General features: G+C 40.6%; 24 protein-coding genes. 8 read left to right on the top strand and 16 right to left on the bottom strand.

Going from position 1 to position 23,658, the window contains the following annotated elements; translation table 11 throughout:
* Positions 1 to 417: 417 nt before the first annotated feature.
* A complete protein-coding gene (gene uvrA, locus GTQ34_RS03965; RefSeq protein WP_166522452.1) occupies positions 418 to 3,201 on the bottom strand; it encodes an excinuclease ABC subunit UvrA in 2,784 nt (927 codons plus the stop codon).
* A gap of 249 nt (positions 3,202 to 3,450) precedes the next feature.
* On the opposite strand from uvrA, the gene GTQ34_RS03960 reads away from it, so the two are divergent.
* Together GTQ34_RS03960 and GTQ34_RS03955 are read left to right on the top strand one after the other, a co-directional pair.
* Positions 3,451 to 4,032, top strand: a complete 582-nt coding sequence (locus tag GTQ34_RS03960) for an RNA polymerase sigma factor (RefSeq protein WP_166522451.1) — start codon at positions 3,451 to 3,453, stop codon at positions 4,030 to 4,032.
* 72 nt (positions 4,033 to 4,104) lie between these two features.
* On the top strand, positions 4,105 to 4,248 hold the full coding sequence (locus GTQ34_RS03955; RefSeq protein ID WP_166522450.1) for a hypothetical protein: 144 nt from the start codon (positions 4,105 to 4,107) through the stop codon (positions 4,246 to 4,248).
* A gap of 32 nt (positions 4,249 to 4,280) precedes the next feature.
* On the opposite strand, the gene GTQ34_RS03950 is transcribed toward GTQ34_RS03955, so the two are convergent.
* Positions 4,281 to 4,943: an endonuclease III domain-containing protein gene (locus GTQ34_RS03950; RefSeq protein ID WP_166522449.1), complete on the bottom strand. Its 663-nt coding sequence runs from the start codon at positions 4,941 to 4,943 to the stop codon at positions 4,281 to 4,283.
* Between the two features lie 54 nt (positions 4,944 to 4,997).
* On the opposite strand from GTQ34_RS03950, the gene bcp reads away from it, so the two are divergent.
* Positions 4,998 to 5,450: a thioredoxin-dependent thiol peroxidase gene (gene bcp / locus GTQ34_RS03945; RefSeq protein WP_166522448.1), complete on the top strand. Its 453-nt coding sequence runs from the start codon at positions 4,998 to 5,000 to the stop codon at positions 5,448 to 5,450.
* A 35-nt stretch (positions 5,451 to 5,485) separates the two neighbouring features.
* Here bcp and GTQ34_RS03940 read toward each other — a convergent pair whose 3' ends face one another.
* A complete protein-coding gene (locus GTQ34_RS03940; RefSeq protein ID WP_166522766.1) occupies positions 5,486 to 6,955 on the bottom strand; it encodes a TonB-dependent receptor in 1,470 nt (489 codons plus the stop codon).
* 88 nt (positions 6,956 to 7,043) lie between these two features.
* On the opposite strand from GTQ34_RS03940, the gene GTQ34_RS03935 reads away from it, so the two are divergent.
* On the top strand, positions 7,044 to 7,808 hold the full coding sequence (locus GTQ34_RS03935) for an MBL fold metallo-hydrolase (protein WP_166522765.1): 765 nt from the start codon (positions 7,044 to 7,046) through the stop codon (positions 7,806 to 7,808).
* A 2-nt stretch (positions 7,809 to 7,810) separates the two neighbouring features.
* Complete coding sequence (locus GTQ34_RS03930; RefSeq protein ID WP_166522447.1) at positions 7,811 to 8,305, top strand: hydrolase; 495 nt, start codon at positions 7,811 to 7,813, stop codon at positions 8,303 to 8,305.
* Here the strand turns inward: GTQ34_RS03930 and GTQ34_RS03925 are convergent.
* From GTQ34_RS03925 to GTQ34_RS03875, 11 genes are all read right to left on the bottom strand, one after another.
* Positions 8,302 to 8,961, bottom strand: a complete 660-nt coding sequence (locus GTQ34_RS03925; protein WP_166522446.1) for an alpha/beta hydrolase — start codon at positions 8,959 to 8,961, stop codon at positions 8,302 to 8,304. The genes GTQ34_RS03930 and GTQ34_RS03925 overlap by 4 nt on opposite strands.
* Positions 8,962 to 8,970: 9 nt before the next feature.
* Positions 8,971 to 9,297 carry a hypothetical protein gene (locus GTQ34_RS03920; protein WP_166522445.1) on the bottom strand — a complete coding sequence of 109 codons (327 nt, stop codon included), beginning with the start codon at positions 9,295 to 9,297 and terminating at the stop codon, positions 8,971 to 8,973.
* Positions 9,298 to 9,300: 3 nt separating this feature from the next.
* Positions 9,301 to 10,554, bottom strand: a complete 1,254-nt coding sequence (locus GTQ34_RS03915) for a dihydroorotase (protein ID WP_166522444.1) — start codon at positions 10,552 to 10,554, stop codon at positions 9,301 to 9,303.
* Positions 10,551 to 12,473, bottom strand: coding sequence for a BatA domain-containing protein (locus GTQ34_RS03910; protein WP_166522443.1), 1,923 nt, complete (start codon positions 12,471 to 12,473; stop codon positions 10,551 to 10,553). The genes GTQ34_RS03915 and GTQ34_RS03910 overlap by 4 nt, the downstream gene beginning before the upstream one ends.
* A 125-nt stretch (positions 12,474 to 12,598) precedes the next feature.
* Entirely contained in the window at positions 12,599 to 13,606 is a 1,008-nt protein-coding gene (locus tag GTQ34_RS03905; protein WP_166522442.1) for a glycosyltransferase family 2 protein, read from the bottom strand.
* Positions 13,607 to 13,664: 58 nt separating this feature from the next.
* Positions 13,665 to 14,597, bottom strand: a complete 933-nt coding sequence (locus GTQ34_RS03900) for a TolB-like translocation protein (RefSeq protein WP_166522441.1) — start codon at positions 14,595 to 14,597, stop codon at positions 13,665 to 13,667.
* Positions 14,587 to 15,276 carry an SGNH/GDSL hydrolase family protein gene (locus GTQ34_RS03895; RefSeq protein ID WP_208103816.1) on the bottom strand — a complete coding sequence of 230 codons (690 nt, stop codon included), beginning with the start codon at positions 15,274 to 15,276 and terminating at the stop codon, positions 14,587 to 14,589. Before GTQ34_RS03895 ends, GTQ34_RS03900 begins: the two co-directional genes overlap by 11 nt.
* On the bottom strand, positions 15,276 to 15,854 hold the full coding sequence (locus GTQ34_RS03890; RefSeq protein ID WP_166522440.1) for a hypothetical protein: 579 nt from the start codon (positions 15,852 to 15,854) through the stop codon (positions 15,276 to 15,278). The genes GTQ34_RS03895 and GTQ34_RS03890 overlap by 1 nt, the downstream gene beginning before the upstream one ends.
* 4 nt (positions 15,855 to 15,858) lie before the next feature.
* Positions 15,859 to 17,343: a S10 family peptidase gene (locus GTQ34_RS03885; protein WP_166522439.1), complete on the bottom strand. Its 1,485-nt coding sequence runs from the start codon at positions 17,341 to 17,343 to the stop codon at positions 15,859 to 15,861.
* A 155-nt stretch (positions 17,344 to 17,498) separates the two neighbouring features.
* Entirely contained in the window at positions 17,499 to 18,263 is a 765-nt protein-coding gene (locus GTQ34_RS03880; protein ID WP_166522438.1) for a TIGR02757 family protein, read from the bottom strand.
* A gap of 4 nt (positions 18,264 to 18,267) precedes the next feature.
* Positions 18,268 to 18,930, bottom strand: a complete 663-nt coding sequence (locus GTQ34_RS03875; protein WP_166522437.1) for an ABC transporter ATP-binding protein — start codon at positions 18,928 to 18,930, stop codon at positions 18,268 to 18,270.
* 157 nt (positions 18,931 to 19,087) lie between these two features.
* Between GTQ34_RS03875 and msrA the strand changes: the two genes are divergently transcribed.
* From msrA to GTQ34_RS03860, 3 genes are read left to right on the top strand one after another with little or no spacing between them, the layout of a single operon-like run.
* Positions 19,088 to 19,645 carry a peptide-methionine (S)-S-oxide reductase MsrA gene (gene msrA, locus GTQ34_RS03870; RefSeq protein WP_166522436.1) on the top strand — a complete coding sequence of 186 codons (558 nt, stop codon included), beginning with the start codon at positions 19,088 to 19,090 and terminating at the stop codon, positions 19,643 to 19,645.
* 3 nt (positions 19,646 to 19,648) lie between these two features.
* Positions 19,649 to 20,248, top strand: a complete 600-nt coding sequence (folE, locus tag GTQ34_RS03865) for a GTP cyclohydrolase I FolE (RefSeq protein ID WP_166522435.1) — start codon at positions 19,649 to 19,651, stop codon at positions 20,246 to 20,248.
* 41 nt (positions 20,249 to 20,289) lie between these two features.
* Positions 20,290 to 20,568: a hypothetical protein gene (locus GTQ34_RS03860; protein WP_166522434.1), complete on the top strand. Its 279-nt coding sequence runs from the start codon at positions 20,290 to 20,292 to the stop codon at positions 20,566 to 20,568.
* 56 nt (positions 20,569 to 20,624) lie between these two features.
* On the opposite strand, the gene GTQ34_RS03855 is transcribed toward GTQ34_RS03860, so the two are convergent.
* Entirely contained in the window at positions 20,625 to 21,179 is a 555-nt protein-coding gene (locus GTQ34_RS03855) for a type 1 periplasmic binding fold superfamily protein (protein ID WP_166522433.1), read from the bottom strand.
* A gap of 12 nt (positions 21,180 to 21,191) precedes the next feature.
* The gene (locus tag GTQ34_RS03850) at positions 21,192 to 23,591 is read right to left on the bottom strand and encodes a TonB-dependent receptor (protein WP_166522432.1); all 2,400 of its coding nucleotides are present in this window, start codon (positions 23,589 to 23,591) and stop codon (positions 21,192 to 21,194) included.
* Positions 23,592 to 23,658: the final 67 nt, after the last annotated feature.

Raw genomic sequence — 23,658 nt, 5'->3', positions numbered from 1 at the left:
ATACCTAATTTAGATGGAGTGAAAAATGTAAACTTCTGTAAACGGATTTTTTGAAACGGGTTACAGTAAATGTAAGCAGCCACAAATCATATGAATTTGAATCGTTTACATTGTTCACATCACAGTTCACCGAGTTTTTGGACAAATATTTATTTTTTCGATAAACAATAAGGGGGAGCATTAACCAAAGTGCCCTGTGAATTGATGGTTACTGCATTCTATTTGACGAACAGTTTGAATTTTCCTTTGTTATCGAAGTATTTGATAGCAATAACCAGTGGCTTGGTAAAGCCTACATTTATTTTTTTGCCTTATAATTAAAAAAGGAGGAACAGGGAGGAATCTGCATTACGGATTTTGATTTGACCGCTTTATGGTCGAATCTTGAAAGTAGAATATAAGGATTCGATTTGCTTCTTAAGCAGTCAATTTGTCCTTAAGATATTTTGCTGTGTACGATTTGGGTGCTTTCATAATTTCTTCAGGAGTTCCCTCCGCTACCAAATGGCCCCCATTTTCACCCCCTTCTGGTCCAAGGTCAATAAGATAATCGGCACATTTGATGAGTTCAATGTTATGCTCGATCACAATAATGGAATGTCCTTTGGCAATGAGTTCATCAAACGACTTCAATAATTTTTTGATATCATGAAAGTGAAGTCCTGTTGTAGGTTCATCAAAGATGAAAAGGGCTTTTTCCTTGGTATTGCCTTTTACGAGAAAGGAGGCCAACTTGATTCGTTGCGCCTCTCCACCGGACAGGGTAGAGGAGGACTGGCCAAGAGTTACATAGCCCAAACCTACATCCTGAAGCGGTTTTAATTTGTTGATGATCTTGTCCTGCTTGTAGGTTTTAAAATGATCCACGGCATCATCAATGGTCATGTTCAGGATGTCATCAATGTTCTTTCCTTCAAATTGGACTTCCAGCACATCTTTTTTAAAACGTTTACCATCACAAACATCACACTCCAAATGCACATCGGCCATAAATTGCATTTCTACAGTGATTTCACCTTCTCCCTTGCATTTTTCACAGCGACCGCCATCAACATTAAATGAAAAATGTTTGGCTTGGTACCCTCTTACTTTACTCAGTTTCTGAGATGCAAAAAGACTGCGAATATCGTCGTAGGCCTTGATGTAGGTGACAGGATTTGAACGTGAGGAGCGCCCGATGGGGTTCTGGTCTACAAATTCAATGTGTTTGATATGGCCATATTTGCCTTCTAAGGCGGTAAATTGACCAGCTTTTTCACCATATCCCCCTATTTCTTTTAAAATGGCCGGATAGAGTATTTTCTTTACCAAAGTGCTCTTACCACTTCCAGATACTCCGGTTACCACGGTCAACATGTTCAATGGAAACGTAGCATCAATATTTTTCAGGTTATTTTCCCTGGCTCCTATGATTTGTATGAAATGATTGGATTTTCGACGCTTCTTTGGAACTTCTATTTCCTTGGTGCCATTTAAATAGTCGGCCGTTAACGAGTTTGTCTTTAGAATTGCATCCAAACTGCCAGTCGCCACCACTTCACCTCCCAAGGTTCCAGCTTCGGGCCCTATATCGATGACTTCATCGGCAGCTTTCATGATATCCTCATCATGTTCTACCACAATAACCGTGTTGCCCAAATTTCGTAATGATTTCAGCACCTCGATTAAATTTTCCGTGTCTTTTGGGTGCAGACCAATGCTTGGCTCATCCAAAATGTACATGGACCCCACCAAACTGCTCCCCAACGAGGTAGCGAGATTAATACGCTGGCTTTCTCCACCCGATAGGGTATTGGATTTTCGATTTAAAGTAAGATAACTCAACCCCACCTTGCTTAAGAAATCCAATCGCGTTGTTATTTCTTTCAATAACCGATTGGCAATTTTGTTGTCATGTTTGGAAAGTCGCAGCCCTTCAAAAAAGGATATCAGTTTTTTGATGGGAAGTTCAATAAGGTCGGAAATAGATTGGTCTGCAATTTTTACATAGTTGGACTCTGGTCTAAGTCGCTTGCCCTTGCATATAGCACACCTTGTTTTCCCACGATATCGCGAGAGCATAACACGGTTTTGGATTTTATAGCTTTTCTCTTCCAGTTGTTCGAAAAATTTATGAATACCAATAAAATGGTCATTGCCATCCCAGACCAACTGTTTTTGGTCTTCAGAAAGTTCGAACCAAGGTTTATGTATGGGAAAATCAAATTTGTAAGCGCTATTCACCAACTGATCACGATACCAGGACATACTTTCACCCCGCCATGGAAAAACTGCATTTTCATAAATGGAAAGCGCTGTGTTGGGAATGACCAAATCCTCATCGATTCCGATAACATCACCATACCCTTCACATTTGGGGCATGCGCCGTATGGGTTGTTGAAGCTAAAAAGGTGAACGTTCGGTTCCAAAAATTTCATTCCATCCAATTCAAACCGATTACTGAACGACTGGACTTTGCCATTTTCCAAGTTTTCAATGGCACATTGGCCCTTGCCTTCAAAAAAGGCATTGTCAACGGCATTGGCCAATCGATTGTAAAAATCTTCATCATCCTTAACAATGACTCGATCAACAACAAGCTCAAAAGTCCTTCCAATATTTTCTGGGGCTTTGTCAATCCTTATAACCGCTCCGTTGTACTTGATACGGGCATACCCTTGCTTGGAAAAGAGTTGAAGTGATTTTAAGGGTTCACGCTCTTCCTTTATATGAATGGGAGCCAGAAGTAGGAGTTTAGTACCTTCCTTTAATGGTTTTATATAGTTGATGACATCCGAGACCGTATGCTTTTTTACTTCGTTGCCTGATTTGGGTGAAATGGTCTTGCCGATGCGCGCATACAATAATTTAAGGTAGTCGTAAATTTCTGTTGTGGTCCCCACGGTAGATCGGGGATTGGTGGAGTTCACCTTTTGTTCGATAGCAATCGCCGGAGCTATACCTTTAATGTAGTCCACCTTGGGTTTGTCCAGTTTTCCCAAAAACTGACGTGCATAAGAAGAAAGACTTTCCACATAACGGCGTTGACCTTCCGCATAGAGGGTGTCAAAAGCCAAACTTGATTTTCCTGAACCGGACAAACCTGTAATGACAACAAGCTTGTTCCTTGGGATAACCACGTCTATGTTTTTAAGGTTATGCAGTTTGGCACCCTTTATGATAATATTGTGTTTGGGATCTATGTTTTTTACAGAGGACATGTGTTAAAATAGGGCCTCAAAGATACAACACCCTACACTTAATACGTATATTGTATCAGTTAACATCTAAAAATGCCCAAATCACAACATTGTTTGTTCACGGAAATTCTATTTTTCTATCTTTGAGTTGTAATTAAATATCTGATAGGCCTATACAGCAATAATTACTTTTTATAATAAGCTAATAACCTCAGTATCTTTCTTTTAAAGGAGAAAGGGACCTGATATTAACCAAAAAAGTAATTTGTAATGGAACTACAGATTGATGACTCGATACTCGTAAAGAACTACATTGACGGAGATGAAAAGGCCCTAGAGGCGCTCATCAACAGACACAACCAAAGAATTTCCAGTTTTATTTATTCCAAAGTTTTGGATAGGGATGTCGCAGAAGACATTTTCCAAGACACTTTCATTAAGGTAATCAAAACCCTAAAGCGGGGAGCCTACAGTGAAGAAGGCAAGTTTTTGCCCTGGGTAATGCGAATTGCCCACAATCTGATTATTGATTATTTCCGCAAGAACAAAAGAATGCCCAAATTTGAGGGAAGTGATGATTTTAACATCTTCTCCGTAATAAGGGACGAGAAGTTGAATGCCGAAAAGCAACTTATCAAAAACCAAATTGAGAGCGATTTAACACTTTTGATTGAGGAATTGCCCGAGGATCAAAAGGAAGTTTTGATCATGCGAATCTATAAGGACATGAGTTTCAAGGAAATATCGGAAAATACAGGGGTCAGCATTAACACTGCGCTGGGAAGAATGCGCTACGCACTCATTAATCTCAGAAAAATAGTGGCCCGGAACAATATCGTTTTAACGAATTAATCTGCATTCTGTCGAAGGCTGCAATATTTCCCATCTAGCACCGTTATCTATTTGAAACATTAATGCTAGAATATGGAAAATATTTACTCTGAAGAACAAGAAACCCTTAAAACGGTTAAAGCCACCAAGGAAACCATTGATTTTCTATTGAACTATTCAAAATCACTCCATGTGGTGGGCAGTAAAAATCATCAATTCGAAGTTACTTTGAACTAAACAGGTTCATATTGAAACCGAAAAAGCCGCAACTAGCGGCTTTTTTTCTTTTTATAGTATTCGTTAAGGACCGATTTTCGTCCGATTGTGCTTGTAATCACGTCTTTTTCAAGATTCCATCCCCGGGCCGGCGAATATTCCCTCCCATACCAAATGATTTGCAAGTGTAGTTTGTTCCAAATATTCTTTGGAAACAGACGCTTTGCATCTCTCTCTGTTTGCACCACGTTTTTACCATTGCTGAACCCCCATCGGTACATGAGTCGATGGATGTGGGTATCTACAGGAAACGCAGGAATACCAAAGGCTTGCGAAACCACTACACTGGCGGTCTTATGTCCCACACCGGGCAATTCTTCCAACAATTCAATGTCCTTGGGCACTTTTCCATCGTATTTTTCAATCAAAGTTTTGGAAAGGCCATGGATTCCTTTTGATTTCATGGGGGAAAGTCCTACTGGCTTGATGATTTCCCGTATTTCATCCACAGTCAGTTTTACCATATCAAAAGGATTGTCCGCCCTTTGGAAAAGCAATGGGGTTATCTGGTTTACACGAACATCCGTGCTCTGGGCCGACAATAGAACCGCTATTAATAGGGTATATGGGTCTTTATGATCTAAAGGAATCGGAATTGTAGGATAAAGTTCGTCCAACTTGGCAATGGCAAAATCTACTTTTTCTTGTTTTATCATTTTTGTTTAACTTTGAAATATAAAAATTAAACAATAATTAAAATTTAGAACCATATGAACATGTTGAAAATGGGGGATAAAGTACCTGAATTTTCCTCAAAGGACCAAGATGGAAACCAAATAAATCTTACCGATTACAAGGGAAAAAAATTGATTGTTTTCTTCTACCCACGTGCCAATACCCCTGGTTGCACTGCCGAAGCTTGCAATTTAAGGGACAATTATCAGACCCTGCAAGCACAGGGTTATGAATTATTGGGCGTTAGTGACGATTCACAAAAGAAACAGGCCAACTTTAAAAATAAATATGATTTCCCCTTTCCTTTATTGGCAGACGAAGACCATACGGTAATCGATGCTTTTGGTGTCTGGGGCCCTAAAAAATTTATGGGAAGGGAATATGATGGACTACACAGGACCACATTTGTAATTGATGGTGATGGTAGGGTAGAAAAGGTGATTGAAAAAGTGAAGACCAAAGACCACGCGGCTCAACTGCTAAATTAAGACAATTAAAAAGGCGCTGTCAACAGCGCCTTTTTTTATGCTCTTTCCTTTTCCTTTTTAGGAACGGTCTCCTCTTTACGGGTGAAAAGTTTTTTGTTTTTAATGATTTCGGCAATTCCTTCTGGGAGCTCTTCTTCCCATCCTTCTTCGCCGTTCATGATTTTTTTAAGGACATCCCTGGAGAAAATATGCGTAACATCCGGGTCATAATCTATGATATCCATGACCTTACCGTTGTATTTGAAAAACTTATACAGTTCTTTCATCCTAGGATGAACCTTTAGGTTATTGCTGGTCATGATCTGTCCGGTATTCGGATCTTTCATGGGATAGAGATATACCTTCAGATCTTTAAAGAAGAGTTTACCAAAGGCTTCAAGGATACCACCACTCAAATGACGATAGTATTTTTCATCAAATATGTCAATCAAGTTGTTTACGCCCATGGTCAATCCGATTTTGGCCTTGGTATAATTATTAAAGTACTCTACGAGCTTGTAATATTCTTGAAATTTGGAAATGAGCACTGTGTGTCCAAGAGAACACAAAAGTTCCGCCCGGTCCATGAAATCCTGTTCATCAATTTCGCCGGAAGCCCTTAAATTCGATAAAGTAATTTCAAACACAACAATTGTATTTTCATATTCCACCGTTTGCTCTCGGATAAAAATATCGTAAGACTTCTTGAACATGTCCATGTTCACTTTGGTCACCGGTCTAAAACTTCCTCGAAGTGCCAAAATATTCTTTTTGTAAAGTGCAGCCGCCGGCAAAAGGTTGTTCCCGTCGGGACCAAACATTACCGCATCGGTCATATCATTTTTTATGAGTTGCAGGCTCATCAACCTGTTGTCCACATCCTTAAAATTAGGACCGGTAAAATTCACCATATCAATCTCCAGCGTATCCTTGTCAATATGGTCATATAGATACTTCAGCAATTTTTTTGGCTTGTGGAACTTAAAATATGCCCCATAAATAAGGTTTACACCCAAAATTCCCAAGGTTTCTTGTTGTAAACGTGCCTCATTCTGTTTGAATCGCACATGAAAAACAATTTCATCATATTCTTTTTGTTGAGGATCTAACTGAAATCGAATACCTACCCATCCATGACCCTTGTATCGTTTTGAAAAATCAATAGTCGCCACCGTATTGGCATAAGTAAAAAACAGATAATCAGGATTGCTGTCCCTACTGATTCGTTCCTCCACCAGCTGCATTTCGTGGTTCAACATTCGTTTAAGCCTGGCTTGAGTAACATACCTTCCGTCTTCCTCGGATCCATAGATGGCATCGCTGAACGCTTTATCATAAGCACTCATGGCCTTTGCAATGGTTCCCGAAGCACCACCGGCCCTAAAGAAATGTCTTGCGGTTTCCTGTCCGGCACCAATTTCTGCAAAAGTTCCGTAAATGTTTGGATTTAAATTGATTCGAAGTGTTTTCGCCTTGATGGAAGGAATGTTTTCAAAGGCATTTTCTTTGATTGCTGCGGTAGGCATATCCAATATTTTATAGTAAACAAAGTTACACTCTTCGTGCAATCTATTAAATAAATAAGTCATAATTTTGGTTTTAATGGATGAGAGGATGACCATTACGTTTTTGGGCACGGGAACTTCACAGGGAATACCGGTCATCGGAAGCAATCATCCTGTATGCAAAAGCAATGACCCCAAGGACAAAAGGTTACGGGTCTCCGTTCTGGTTTCTTGGAAAAACTACAATTATGTAATCGATTGTGGCCCAGACTTTAGGCAACAGATGTTGTCCAATCCCGTTGAAAAGTTGGATGGCATTCTTTTTACCCACGAACACGCAGACCACACTGCGGGAATAGACGACATCCGCCCCTTTTTCTTTAGGCAAGGGGACATTCCCATCTATGCGCATAAACGGGTCATCGGAGAATTAAAAAGACGGTTTGATTATATTTTTGCCGATGAAGACCGATACCCTGGAGCTCCTGCCGTGAAGGTTGTGGAGATTGAAAAGGACAGCCCTTTTACTTTGGGAGATTTGGAGGTCATCCCCATAGAGGCCTATCATAATCGTTTGCAAGTATTTGGTTTCCGATTTAAAGGCTTTGTTTATTTGACCGACGTGAAACAGGTACCGGAAGATGAGATTCAAAAAATAATAGATGCCAAGGTTTTGGTCGTGAACGCACTTCGTGAAGAAGCCCACCATTCCCATTTCAATCTAGAAGAAGCTCTGGAGTTTTCAAAAAGAGTAGGAGCGGAGCGAACCTATTTTACCCATATAAGCCACTTGCTGGGTTTTCATGAAAAAGTGGAAAAAAAACTGCCTGAAAATGTTTTTTTGGCCTATGATAATCTAAAATTGAATCTATAATTATGAAAAGTAGAATATTTCTCTATCTCTTTGTTTTTACCGCTTTAATATGTCTATATCAGTTTGTGAGCACCAATAATCTTCAAAAAGCAATGAACTCAGATGTGGAAACATTGAAAACTGAGGTGCAGGAACTGAAAGATTCTCTACAGAATGCGCAATTGAAGATTTTGGACATACAATATTTCTCATTGGAAAACAACGATGATGCCCTTGCCTATTATGATCATTTAAATCTGAAAAATCCAGTTAGGTATATTGAGGACAAACTGTTGGAAACCAATGAAAAATCTGGAGATAATCCATTGATACCCTATGCTGGAATGGAAAGTGATTTCAAAATCAATAAAATAAAGGTGCTTAACCACAAATGGATCTTGGCTGATTTTTCGGATGGTAAATATTGGGGAGATTTGGTCATTCAGTACGAATTGAAGGATGACCTAAGCGTGGATTTCACCCTTTTAGATCATTTGCTCTATACCAGAAGTGATTAAATCCGCTGTGCAAGCCAGTTTCTAAAAGAATAAAAATTCTGGGGAGATACTCCATGTCCAACCGGAAATTCCTCGTAAACATGATCTATGTCCATTTTTTTCAGAAAACCAGGTGTCCTTTGAGCCCATTCCAAAGGAATAACTTGGTCGACCTGTCCGTGGGAGGCGTAAACATTTAAACCGCTATGGTCCTTTTGCTGATAGCCCTCTACCAAGATTTTTTCGTTGATGTAACCGCTTAGGGCAACCAAATTTTTTGTTCTTTCCGGAAAGGAAAGTGCCACTGCATAGCTCAGTACAGTCCCCTGACTGAACCCCAAAAGCGTGATGTTTTCTCCATCTAGCTCGTAGGCCTCAATAGCTTCGTCGATAAAAGCAACAATTTTGTCCCGCGATCCCTTGGCCTGCTCATCATCACTCCATTTTCCATATTCTGCATCAAAATTAATGGCATACCAAGCATGCCCAAATGGGTCTAAATCATAAGGTGCACGTACAGAAATCACCACTAGTTCCTCGGGTAATTCAGGAGCAAACGAAAATAAATCCTCTTCATTACTTCCATAGCCGTGGAACAAGAAAATGGCAGGTTTTTTTCCGGACTGGATGATAGAAGGTCTAAGTAGGTACTCCAAAGATAGGGGGATGGCGGACATATTCTGAAATTATGGAATAAAAGTAAACCATTTTTGAAAATAGGATCCCAATAATGGCAATGCCCGATACTTTTCGTTCAACGCCTGGATGAACCCGTAGCCCCATAACACCAAATAAAAAAGGTATAGTGGAATGGACAAAAAAACAATCTCAGCGAATGAGAGTACGATGGCAAGCGCATGAAATAATAAATGTATTCCAAAAGCCTGACGGATATGAAACCTGGCAAAGGCATTTTTGGGCTCCATGTTCATAGTGATGGCTATTAAACAGCCCACCAAGGTAATATAGGCTACTATAGCTGTTGTCTTCCCCGCTTTGGATTCGTTTTTCAAGGTTTAGATTGTTAACTGATCATTATTTACGACTCCGTACACCTTGCCTTTAAGATTTGCACCCAAGAACATGCTGTTCTTTGAGGTGGAAATGATGTCATCCTCGCTAAATTCCCAATCTTTTTCAGGGTCGAATAAGGTCAAACATGCTTTCTCTCCCGTTTTCAAACCAGGCTTTTCAAGTCCAAATCGTTCGCGGCCGGCAGTAAGGAATGAAATGGTCTGTTCCATTCCAAAAATGGGAACTAGACTGCCAAAAGCAGATTCCAGACCTATTGATCCTTCCATGGCATTATCAAATTCCACCCTTTTGTCTTCAATATCGATGGGAATATGGTCCGAAGTCACAAAATCAATAGTACCGTTCAACAATCCCTTTATGAGTGCTTTGCAATCCGATTTGCCGCGCAATGGCGGCATGACCTTAAAATTGGTATCGAATTCTTGTAAGCTTTCATCTGTAACCATCAGATTATGGATAGCAACACTGCAGCTCACATCCAATCCTTTTTTCTTGGCGTCGGCAATTAGTTTAACTGACCCTGAAGTGGATATGGTGGGGACGTGCAGTTTTCCACCAGTATATTCAAGGATAAATAGATCACGGGCCACTTGAAGCTCCTCGGCCATGGCAGGAATGCCCTTTAGCCCCAACTTGGTGGAAATCGGCCCCTCATGAACAATTCCACGGCCCTTGAGATGCTTGTCTTGCGGGTAAGACATTACTAACCCTTCGAAATTTTGCGCATAGAGCAGCGCTATTTTTAGCAGGTTGGGATTGGTCAGCTGTTTTTTGAAATCATAAAAAGCCACGGCTCCGGCATTGTGCATATCAAAAAGCTCTGCTAAATCTTTTCCCTCAGATTTTTGGGTTAACGTGCCAATAGGATAGAGATTTGTTGATTCCCCTGAACTTCTTTCTTTCAGAAAAACAATATCTGAACTGGTATCAGGCACTGGATTGGTATTGGGATTGAGCAAAATGTCGGTAAAACCACTTTTGCTGGCAACGGCCAATCCATTGGAGATGGTTTCCCGTTCTTCAAAACCAGGTTCCCCAAAACTAACACTTGAATCGAACCACCCTAAAGATACATGCAGGTTTTTAAGATTGACGATTTGAGTCTTGGAGGTTGCGTTAATGGAACTAGCTACTTTTTCAATGAAACCATTTTTTATGAGAATATCACGCTTTTTCAAATGAAGTTCCTTGTTTTCCGGAATTACAATTTTGGCAGACTTCAACAGAATGTTCATGCAACAAATTTTTGAATAATTACTTCCAAGAGAGCCAGTAATAGTGCTAAAATAACAAACCATTTCCAATATGCAGCGATGCTACTTTCCGCTTTTAGATATTGAAAAAGCGAAGCCACTGAATCATGGCTATTATCAGGCACATTACTTTCAAGATCAAAATAATCAAGAGAACTCTCGTTTCTCGGATAGTTGAAACTGATATTTCTTAATAACCTCCCATTTTCATGTATTGTATATATGCCATCCGTTGTGGGGTTTTCATTAAACGTTAATTGCACCCTGCTGGAAAACCGCTGTTGTTGCGGAATAAACTCATTTCCTTCCTTGGATGCCTTTAAAATGTTGTCACCAGCTAATTCAACCTCGATGTCCACAATTGTTCTTTGTCCCAAGGTATGGTAAATTGCAGGGGTTTTAAGACCTGAAATGCCCATGTTGTAAAATGTGGGAACAATTAAGGGCGAATTTTTAAAATTGGAATTGGAAAGTTCCAAAGATGCGGAAAAAAGATAGAATCCCTCTTTGCCCATCAAAAAGGGAATATTTCCCTGAATTTCCAATATGGTTGGCAGTTTGGACTGAATCCTGTAAAATTGGTTCACCGTGGGATATTGAAAATTATTGACCTCTTTTTCAAAAACATTTTTGTACAAAGGATGCTGAAACGAAATAGATGTAATCCGTCCGTTGTTTTGCAAATACTCCATCATTTTTATATCCCCAAATCCTGATAAAAATTGGCTGTAGGAGTTCAAGTCACTGGCAATTGAAGGAATAATGATAACTGTTCCACCATTGGAATGGAACGTGTACAATATTTGTTGTAAACTTGATGGAATAACTTTAAGATTGTCCAAGACCACAACATGCTGTTTATCTAACATGCTGTAATTGAGTTGGTCCAAACTATTCCTACTGAAATTAAACTCATCCTCAGTATAAATTCTCTCCAGAAAGTCATCATCCAAATCGCTTATGACCAATACATTTACCTTAGGTTTTTGGTCGATGTTGAAATAGAATTGGTTGTCGTAATGGAGTCCATTATCGGCTATTCGGAGATTTCCGTTGATCACTTCGCCAAAGGGAATGGAGAAGACCACATTAGCTGTACCACGATTATTGAACTTTGCTGAACTCTTTGCAATTAGTATTTCTCCATTATACAGGGAAATGGGTAGGTCTTCGTTGAAATCACCACCAGAGAGTAGCACTCGCATAGTACTTTGAGATGAACCCTCGGCTTGAAGATATATCGAATCAATCACCACATTCCTGTTATTTTTAGGACGAAGTGGGACAAAATGTACCGTCAAAAGTGAATCTGATGTGTCTATGGATGGTGTCATCCGTTTTTGAAAATCGGAAATTACGATCAAATCTTTTTGGGATGCTGTCGACTTGGAAAACAGGGTCTTGGACTTATTTTGGATTTCATCAATCGTCAGCTGACGATAGGTATAAGGCAGTGATAATAGACTATTCTGAATGTTTTTTATGTTCACGTCCCTGAATGTTTTTTCATTGGTGAACAAGCTTAACTTCGTCTCCTCATCTAAATTTTTTATCAAGTCCTGAACCGCCTTTTGGAGGAGGGTAAGCCCATTGCTTCTCGCATGCATGCTAAAGGAATTGTCCAGATAGACAACGGTCTCTTTTTCCCGAAGGCCTGACAGATTTGCAGTGAAAGGCTGTGCAAAGGCCAAAACTAGAGAAGCGAGGAGCAACAAACGGGTTAAAAGAAGCAACCACTTTTTCAAAATGTTGCTCTTGCGGGATTCGGACACCACTTTTTGAAGCATGGCCACGTTGGTAAACGGGGTTTTTTGAAAACGGCGAAGCTGGAAAAGGTGAATCACTATGGGAATTAGGAGAAGAAAGAGGGCCCAAAGAATTTCTGGATGTTTAAACTGCATTCCCAAATATGATTGGACAAATATAGGGATTAAAACATTTTGCTTTGGGCATGAACGCTGTTAAGACTTTGGTAATTTCAATCAAGTCATGAAGGTTTTGAATTTCCTCTTTTTTGAATGTCCCATTAGCAGAAGAAAAAATAATCTTCCAGGGAATGTTGTTCCAAGGTTTCAAAGTAATTTCGAATTTCTTTTTGTGCTTCTTCGTTGGCCACAGTTATAATGCTCTGCGGCCTTTCAAGTGCTTTTAAAGCGTTAAAATGAACTAATTCCTTACCGTATATTTTTTTACCGATCTTTTGTGGGTTGTCACAAAGCCAGGTGAACTCTTTTCTTTGGGACAAAAGTCCCTTTGCAATGTTTTTCCCCTTAAAACCCGCTCCCCAAACAACCAACGGTCTGGAGGCATCATAGTCCAACTTCATAAAATAGTGGAGTTTTAGGTCCAAAAAATAGTTTTGCGCATAATGCTCATGTGTGCGTGATGTTCGGGTATCGTAATCCCGCCAAAGATGGAGGACTTTGTCACAGGGGATAACCCTCAAGCCTTGCTCATAAAATCGAAAGGTAAGATCATAATCCTCGGGATATCTATCAGGTCTAAAAGCGCCACATTTTTCCAAATCATCTCTGAAAACCATCCAACAGGGAGATGGAATAACACATTCCTTGTAAATTTCATCATAATTGTTCCCTGAGGCTGTTAACTGGTTCAACCAGGTTTCATAGCGCTCATAGCCATTGCTGATACCACGATTGGAGAAATAGTGCACTTGACCAACCGTAACATGGCCTGGGCCGTTTTTTTCCAATGAATTTACCATGATATCTAGGCGTTCTTTCTCCATGATATCGTCGGAATCCATCCGGGTAATTAAGACTCCTCTGCTTTGTACGTATGCAGTGCGCAAGGCTGGGATTATTCCATTTCCTTGATTTTTGAAAACATGGATTCTATCATCTTGGTTGACATACCTTTCAAGAACTTGTAAGCTATGGTCATTGGAATGATCATCAACTGCCAAAACTTCCCAATTTTTATGGGATTGACCAATAATGGAATCCAGACATTCTGGAAGAAAATGGGCGGTGTTCTTAAAAGGGATAAGAATACTTACCTTGGAACGTTGCATGACAAAAATAAACTAAATCCAAAGTAAAGATATTAGATCAACCCTACGGCATCATGACTTATTTTAGTATTGAAAGATTGATCTTAGCTTTATACAATCTACTGTTCCCATTCTGATAAGAGTTTAGGAATTCTTTTAGGGCACCTAAGTGAGTCATCGGACTCTCTGGATTTTTACTGCGACGGCTTGTAAAATAGAGTATATGGTTCTCTTCATCCATAAAAGGACAATAGTCCATGTATTTTGAATTTATGGGAATTGGCAGAGGTTTGGCCTTGGCCCATTTATCGTTGACTTTAAAGCTTATGTACAAATCACCGCTACCTTTTCCATCTTCACGATTGTACCCTCCAAAAATCAAGTATGATTCATTTTTGGAGATATAGGCATTGTATTCAAAACCCTCAGAGTTGATGCTCTTCGACAAGGTGATAGGTTGGGAATATTTTCCGTCTATATATTCGCTAAAAAAGATATCGTCCTGACCAATGGCCTGCGGACTGTCTGAAGTAAAATAAAGATTTCCATTTTCAGCGAGTGATGGGTAGAACTCATTGTGTTCTGTGTTCACCGGACTCCCAAGATTAATCGGTTTCGACCATTCTTTTGATTTTTCTGAACGTTCCACATACCAGATATCAAAATCTTTAGGCTCGCTGATGGAATCGTGCAAAGGCCGGTTTGAAACAAAATAAAGACGTAGCCCATCTGGAGATAAGAAAGGTTCAAAATCGCGATACGTTCCAGAAAATGGAACTATTTTGGGCTGGCTCCATGACGCTGCTTCTTTATGGACAACCGTAATCACGGAAATTTCTTCGGTCTGCGACTGAATTGAAAAATAGGCCTCTGTGCCCAATTGGTTCATTGTAAAATCTCGAACCTTATCAAACTCAATAAATTGGGGAAATGCAGCTGCTACACTTAATGTTTCCTGCCCTGAAACGAAAAAAACCGAAATGAAAAAAACAATAAGAATTTTAGTCTTCATTTTTCAACACTTGTTTGATTGCTTTTTGCGCCAATGATTCCATCACAGAATATCCCGCTGGGGTTAAATGCACTTCGTCCGTGGTGTATTCAGCTGGTAAGCCATTACGATTATCGGCCATGGCAGTATAATAGTCTAAATAGACAACACCCTTTTTCTCCGTCATATCCTCCAACATTTTGTTCAATCTTGGGATTTTGATGTTGGGTCGAAGTCCCTGTCGCCAAGGATAATCATAAGCGGGAAGTACAGAGCAGACGATTGGGTAAATCCCATTGACTACTGCCAACTCCACCATGGAAAGGATATTGTCCCTAATTTGTTCCAAGGTCATAGTACCCGTATTGCCAGCAATATCATTGGTGCCTGCAAGAATCACCACGATCTTTGGTTTCAGCTCAATCACATCTTGTCGAAATCGTAGCAGCATCTGGGGTGTGGTCTGGCCTCCAATACCTCGATTTATATATGGGTTACTGTTAAAGAAACCGGGGTTGGCATCAAGCCATCCTTCCGTGATGGAATTTCCCATAAAAACCACCCTGTTTTCATCTGGTAGTGGAGCTTCAACTGCTTCATTGGCTTTTTGATACTTTGCCAGATTTGGCCAATCTTGGCTCAATACTTTTTTACCGGACAAAAAGGAAAGTAGCATAATTGAAACTAAGAAAAATCGCATCATTGGTTTTTTGGAGGGGTAATCATGATGTGTGCCCGATGCGTTCCAGGGTCCATTAACCATGCATGGCCTGGAGGAGTTGGAGTGGTGGGCAAGCCTGTACTTTCTCCGGTGGCGTATGGCATATAAAAAACATATCGAACGTATGAATTTTCAATCTCCTTGGTTTCTGGGTTCACCGTTCCTGTAAATACGCATAGCGTTGTCTTGTCTGGCATCTTCAGTTTACCCGATTTCACTTCGCTTTCACGAATGTCAAAAATTTGTTTGCCATCTTTTCCTTCTTTTCTCAGTTCTCTTCCACGAGCCATGAATTCATCGAGCTCCCTGTGATAGGCAGCGGTCGAGAACTTTTCCTTTTTTGGGTCATCGGCCAAAGCAATGTAATCATTAGTTCCTTCCCGTAAGGTCACAAAATTGCCATTGGAATCGTAACCATAAACTTTGGCACCTTCACGATAGTCAGCAGGGACTGCCAAAAGAGCGGTTTTTATTTGCCATTCCTTTGGTGGAATTTCCTGAGCGGAGGACACTAGGGTACATAGAACGAAAACGGAAAGTAAAATTTTTAACTTCATTTGATCAATATTTTGCGGGTTCTCCTTTGGTCATGGTGCGTTGGATGAATACACGTAGGTCGTCATTGGCTTTCTTAAGGTCCTCTCTACGAAGGTACATCATATGCCCTGAACGGTATCCTCTAAATTCAAAACGGTCTTTCATACGTCCACTTGGGTCCACCTGCCACATAGTATATTTGGCATTGAAATAAGTAGTGGCACCATCATAATATCCAGATTGAACCAGAACATTCAAATAGGGATTTTGTGCCATTGCCTGGCGTAAATCATCTCGAACATTGTCATCCTCATTGTTCCAAGGACGTACAGGTCCGAACATATTATATTTTATGTCGGTTTTAAAGTTCAATTCTTCTTGTAGATAATAATTGATGGCCGGGGTGAAGCTATGAAGCCATGAGGTAAGCTCTGCGGGATAGTCAGGGCTTTCTCCAAAAAGCTGACGATCTATCCCTAAATACCGACTGTCCAATCTCCCCACATTGTACCCTCTATCCTTCAAAAGATTTTTCCAAAAGAAGCCGGTTGGAACATCTAAATTATGGTCCAGGATGTCCTTTTTGTCCAAACCAGAGTAGTAAGCCATTTTTTCAGCAATTTCATTTCGTTTATCCGCCATGATGAACCCTCCTTTTGCAATGGCAGGAATTAATTGGTTGATTGTGAAATCTTCCGATTCGGGCAACACGTCCAATAGATCTTTACTTTGCAACGAAGAATTAAGCGCTTTGTGGTGCCAGGCTGCTGCTGTGTAGTAGGGAAGGTTTAAAGCGCTGGAAACAGGCCCTCCAACCCGGATGACCTTGTAGTCCGCCGGAGATACCATAATAACTCCATTTAGATACATCCATTGCTGATTTTGCAATGCCAAGGAAAGCCCCATGACCCGGGTGCCTCCATAGCTTTCTCCAATGATATACTTCGGAGAACGCCATCGGTTATTTCGGGTAACGAAGGTGTTCATCCACTCGGCCAAATATTTTACATCCGCATTGATACCGAAGAATTTGTCCCTGTCCACTTCATCGCCCTTTTCGGGAATGGTCCTGGAATACCCGGTATTGGCCGGATTGATATAGACAATATCGGTCACATCCAAAACTGAGAAAGGATTTTCCTTTACCCCATAAGGTTGAATAGGGTAGCCCTCGTCATCAATTTTAAGGATTCGTGGACCGGTATAGGCCAAGTGCATCCATACCGAACCTGAACCAGGCCCTCCATTGAATGAAAACAGCAAGGGTCTTGATGCCCTATCCCGAACATTGTTCCTTGTATAATAAGTGTAGTGCAATGAGGCAATCGGTTTGCCCATTTCATCCCAAACTGGCTGCGTACCGGTGGTTGCGGTGTAGTTTATGTTGGTTCCGTTTATGGTGACAGCATGTTGTGTGGTTACCGTAGTGTCAATAGGCAGTTTTCTTTCTTGGGCGTAACAAATGCAGGTGAACAAGATTAAGTTAAGTGCGAGGTACGTTTTTTTCATGTAAGTAATTGAATTGGTCCGACCTAAAATTAAGTAATTTGACTTACTTTCTGGTTTTAAGGATATAACATCGCGGTAAGCGATTATTTCATAATAAAGTACAGAAATAGTTTATAGAAAAGGCTCTGAAATTAGATTAACACTTGGGGCCTGATTTAAAACTTCTCAAAAACACCAAGGCCAAATAGCGCAAAGTCATATTTCACCGGATCCTGTGGGTCCAATTTTCTCAAGCTTTTGTCCAGTTCCATAACCGCTTTGGCATCATTTTGTTTTCGCCTTAGGAGCCCAAGTTTTCTGGCTACGCGGCCAGAGTGTACATCCAGAGGACAGGAGAGGCAAGCAGGACCTATGTTCTTCCAAATCCCAAAATCTACACCGGTGCTATTGTCCCTAACCATCCATCTCAAATACATGTTGATACGTTTTGCGGCAGAACCTTTGGATGGGTCGGACACATGTTTGGTGGTTCTTGAGTTATGAGGAAGTTCAAAAAAAACAGACTTGAACTTGCTAATGGCGGGTTGTAATGATTTATCTTCTTGATTCTTCGTGAAGAGGGTTTCCAATCCGCCATGATTGACATATATATTTTGAATACTTGTGACAAAATAGCCCAAATCCATTCCGTTAAAAGTACGATGCACGAAAGTTTCCAGCTTTTTTAGATCCTTTTTTGAATGGTTCAAAACAAAATCATGGGGGGCTTGATCCAATAACTCCATCAAATGGGAGGCATTTTTGATGATACTTTTTCGGTTGCCCCAGGCGATGGTAGCCGTCAAAAAGCCACTTATTTCAATATCTTCCTTTTTGCTGAACCGATGTGGAATTTGTAACGGATCATCTTCCAAGAATTTTGGATGGTTGTATTTTACAACCTTTTCCTCCAGAAAGTTCTTGATTTCTGTGCTGTTCATTTCGTTAGGAAACAATCAATCCATCCACCATGGTAAGTTTACGATCGGCCATATCGGCCAGTTCTTTATTGTGTGTGACCAAAACAAAGGTCTGTCCAAATTCGTCTCTTAACTTAAAAAAGAGTCGATGGAGATTGTCCGCACTTTCTGAATCAAGATTGCCACTAGGTTCATCGGCCAAAATAACAGATGGATTGTTCATTAAAGACCGCGCAACGGCAACACGTTGTTGTTCCCCTCCGGAAAGGGCATTGGGCTTATGATGGTAACGCTCTTTCAATCCCAAGAAATCCAAAAGTTCTTTGGCCCTTTTTTCTGCCTCAGCTTTAGGAGTGTTTTTTATAAAAGCCGGGATACACACATTTTCCAACGCTGTAAATTCTGGCAATAACTGATGAAATTGAAAAATAAACCCAATATGGTCATTCCTGAATCGAGCCAGATTTTTATCGTTCAATTGGGTTACATCAGTATTGTTGACCAATAAAGAGCTTTCCGTTTTGTTTGATGGGACATCAAGCGTACCCAATATTTGCAATAAGGTGGTCTTGCCTGCACCGGAAGCCCCAACAATAGAGACCACTTCCCCTTTTTGAACCTCTAAATCAACTCCTTTCAACACCTCAAGGTTCCCATAGCTCTTCTTGATGTTTTTCGCTTTTATCATTAAAATACTGCTTATGCAGGGTGAAAGTAAGGATTACGACGAAAGTGACAAAGTTTGATATTGAAATAAGGAAATTAGTTTTGTAACGACTGATAGCGACAAAATAGTGCTACGGTGTAGTGCTGGAATGATAAACTTTGTTTAACTTTGCACTTAAATGGATAAACAAAATAATTCTTTTGAAACTGCAATTTTAGCAGGAGGCTGTTTTTGGTGTACCGAAGCCATTTTTCAACGTTTGGATGGGGTAGAGGAGGTAGTTTCTGGATATACAGGTGGAACCATTAAAAATCCAGCGTACCGAGAAATTGTAACTGGTCGAACAGGTCATGCAGAAGCTATTAGAATAACTTTTGATGCAACCAAAATTTCATTTGTAGAGCTTCTTGAGGTTTTTTTCGCCACACATGATCCCACCACCCTGAACAGACAGGGCAATGATGTGGGAACACAATATCGAAGTGAAATATTCTATACAAGCCCCGAACAAAAAAAGGAAGCGGAAGAATTTATTGCCCTCTTGGAAAAAGAACGCATTTTTAACACATCTATAGTCACCGCTATTTCTGAGGAAAAACCATTTTATCTGGCAGAGGAGGAGCATCAGAACTATTACAATGGCCATCGGCAACAACCGTATTGTCAATTTATCATAGACCCAAAAATCCAAAAACTGAACAAATACTTTGCAAAAAGAATAAATAGAGTCAATTAACATATGTCACCATATCAGAATTTAGAAGAATACAATATTGAAATCACCAATGAGGTAAAGGAACACTTTTCCAGAATTGTGGATGATATTGGAGAAGATATCACTCGTGAAGGTCTTGTAAATACTCCGGAACGAGCTGCCAAGGCCATGCTTTTTTTAACGCAGGGCTACAAGCAGGATGCCACTGAAATATTGAAAGGGGCCATGTTCGAGGAAAGTTACGATGATATGGTCATCATTAAAGATATTGAGGTTTATTCACTCTGCGAACACCACATGTTGCCATTTTTTGGAAAGGCTCATATAGCTTACATTCCCAATGGACACATTGTAGGTTTGAGCAAGATACCAAGGGTGGTAGACGTTTTTGCCCGAAGATTACAGGTGCAAGAGCGATTGACCCATGATATTTTGGAATGCATCAACAGTACCTTGCAACCTAAAGGCGTTGCAGTAGTTATAGAAGCAGCTCACATGTGCATGATGATGAGGGGGGTTCAAAAACAAAACTCCGTAACCACCACTTCGGGCTTCCGAGGACAGTTTGAAAAAATAGAGACTCGAAATGAGTTTCTCAAGTTGATCAGTTCCGATTTGTCCTAATGTAATTTCTTCAATTCGCTTGGAATTCCTATTTTTCCACAATGGCGGAAGTAAAAGACCCTAAATATCGAAACCTCCTTCTAGGGCTCTTATTTGATGGCATCGGAATGTTGTCTTATGCCATTCCTGGAATAGGGGAGTTCTCCGATGTTATTTGGGCACCTATTGCCGGATGGCTGATGACTCGCATGTACAAGGGAAGAATTGGTCAGGCTGCAGGGGTTTTCACCTTTGTGGAAGAATTGGTCCCAGGTATGGATATCGTTCCTTCCTTCACAATTATGTGGTTGTATACCCATTTTTTCTCCAACAAAAAATAAACAGGACTGAAAATAGTATCCAGCCCTGTTGAACAACACTTAATGATTTTTTCTATTTACTCCACGGTAAGGTCAAAAGTTGCCGTAGCATCCGTTTCACCACCGGCGTCGGCCAAGGTGCCATCATTTGGTTTTTTAGGCTCATGGCGTAATGTCGCAGTTAGCGTGGCAGCACCGGCAGCACCGGTGGTAAGTTCAAATTCTATCCCAATTGGGTTTCCATCACTATCCTGGTCAGAATACGTGATACCCGCAATATTTCCAGTGGGTACATAAAAGAATTGGTGTTCCTCTGCTTCTTCCTCAACCTCCTCGGTGATGTCTTCAGCAGGAGTTTCGGTTTCATTCAGTACAACAACAGACCCCGAATAGGTGGTACTTGTTGACAGATTTCCAGAAACGGTTTCAACTGGAGCATTAGGCCCATCACCATCCAAGTCTTGGGATTGAAGTGTTATGGCCGTTCCCCCGCCCGCTGGTGTCAAGGTAATAATCAAGGTAGTAATGGTTTCCTCTTCATTTACTTCTTCCGGAGTATTGTCATCTTCGGAGCATCCCGTAACTAGTAATGTTGCAAGAAATAAGATTGAAAAAATATTTACTGTTTTCATAATAGTAATGATTTAATAGTTGAATTTTAATTGTAAAAGGAAATTTCTTCCTAAATCATCAGCAAAAAAACGCTGACGGTTCAGGTATTCTCTATAATTGGTGTTTAAAAGGTTATTAACTGCCACAGAGGTGGTCAGCTTTGTTTTTTTCGATATTGCAAATTCCATTTTTGACCTAAAGGTCAACAGATGATAAGCTTCAGGCGGAGTATTTATTTCCAAGAGAACCTCTTGTTGCTGTTCAGGTGAAAAGACCACAATATTGTCGGGAACCTCATTCTGGCGAAATACGTACTGACTTTCCAGAGACGCTTCAAAATCTTTCCAATCTGGTCTGGAATAAGTTAGCTTATTCCTGAGGTCAGCGGCTGGAATATTGATCAATGCTGTATTTCTGTTTCTATCTGCACCCTTTACCACAGAAAATTGATGGTCCGTTTTCCATTGTGAAGTCCAGTTGGAGTAAGCGGAAAAATCCACACCCAAAAGCCGCGCATCGGTTTGGCGATATTCCCAAACAGGAAAGGCTCCCCGTATGGTAAACTCAACACTTGTAGGTTCAAGCAATATGAAATTTTGAACCCAGTTGGCATAAGGTTCTAAAGCAACTCCCCAAGCGTTGAAGTCTTTTTGATAGGACAACATGAGCTTGTGCGACGTTTCACTGTCAATTAGCAAATCCCCCAATTCTATTCGTGCAGCAGAATGATGCAGGCCGTCACTAAAAAGCTCGGAGGGGTTGGGCGCTCGCTGCGCCAAAGCATAATTGAATTTAATTTCCGTGTCGAGCGTTGGAGCATAGTTGGCACCAAGGGTTACTGAAACATTGTGATAATCGAACACTGGATTCACAAGTAGCTGTGTGCCCCTATCTTCAACAATCAAATCCTGAAAAACTACATCATAGCCACGCTCTTCCCATCGCGAAGTTTGATAGAACTTCTGTGCGTCAATTTGGGTAAAGTCATAGCGCAAACCACCATCCAACAATAGCTCATCGTTTACCCGATACTCGCCGATTAGAAAACCACCAAAATCCAGTTTTTCATAGTCTGGAATAAGCCGTCTTACACCAGTAGCGGGGTTGGCAAAGTTATCTTGATATCTTCCCAACAAACCAATATGTAATTGCAGTTGTTCCTTTGCATCCCATTTAAAATCGGTGTTCAAAGTATGTGTGGTCAATTCTAAGTCGATGGAGGCCCTGTCATTTTGTTCGCCTCTTCGCACATCAAATTCAAATCGTCTGTTATTCTGAAAGTCATATTGCATGTTCCATTTTCCTAGACCTTCAAACCGTTTATAGACTTTTAATTTTCCTAAATGATGGGTTACTTCTTGTCTCGGGTTTTGTAGGTCGTATGTAAAAGGTCTAACAATTTCCGGTTCACCGCTATTGATGCTGCGAATTAAATCGTCCACATTACCTATGTGGGAAGCACGCAAAATAGCTATTTCGGTATTGAAATAAGAATATCGCGCGTCCCATCCCCATGTGAATTGTTGTTTTCCCAATTGAAGCGAAGCCGCTACTTCTTTAACGCCGGTGTTCGACAATATATAATCTGGAGCCTCTTGGTCACCCAATCGTTTATAATTTCCCTGTACTTTGACGAACCAACCATTGCCAAAGGCACGGGTCAACGATGACGCAACACTTCCTCCTCTTCCGTTGGTCATGCCATTAATAATCGTTTTCCCATACAGGGTATCTTTCAAGGGAACTCTAGCAAGGTCCATAACTATGGTCCCACCGATGGCATCGCCCCCATATTGAAGCGCTGAGGCACCTTTAATGACGGAAACAGAACCAGCTGCGTTGATGTCGATATTTGGTGCATGTTCATCACCCCATTCCATATCTTGCATACGGACGCCATCATTCAAAATTAAGACTCGACTCCCATTTAATCCATGAATAGCGGGTTTAACAATGTTGGAACCTGTATTCAGGGACGACACTCCACCCAAATCGCGCAAAGCGTCCCCTAAGCTTCCAGAGCTATAACTTTCAATGGCACCTAGGGCAAGCGTTTCTTCTTGTGCAGAATTGGTTTTATCTTTTATGATATCACCGACCACTTTTACTTCATCCAACTCTTCAAGATGGTGTTCCAGTTTAATGTCCACCCAAGTAACTCCATCTACTTGTACTTCTTGAACTATAGTAGTACACGAAGGATGGGAAACCTGCAACTGATAAGACGCTGTGCATAAATTCTCGATTTTGAATTTTCCTTTGAGATCAGTTTTTACCTCCAATTGGTTATTTATAACCAAGATCGTGGCATTTTCCAAGGGAGTTTTAGAATGGTAATCAATAACCTGACCTGCGAGAACATTGTCACAGTCCTGGGAATATCCAATAAAAGGAAGTATTGCCACTAGTATGGCGAAAAGCGATTGCTTCATATTTGTTCAATAAACAATGTAATTCTGGTAATGCTTTCTATAGGAAAGCCAAACGGGTCAAATGAAT

It is taken from the genome of Flagellimonas ochracea, assembly GCF_009903685.1.
GTDB lineage: Bacteria > Bacteroidota > Bacteroidia > Flavobacteriales > Flavobacteriaceae > Flagellimonas > Flagellimonas ochracea.
This window is presented reverse-complemented; position numbering and strand designations above follow the sequence as displayed.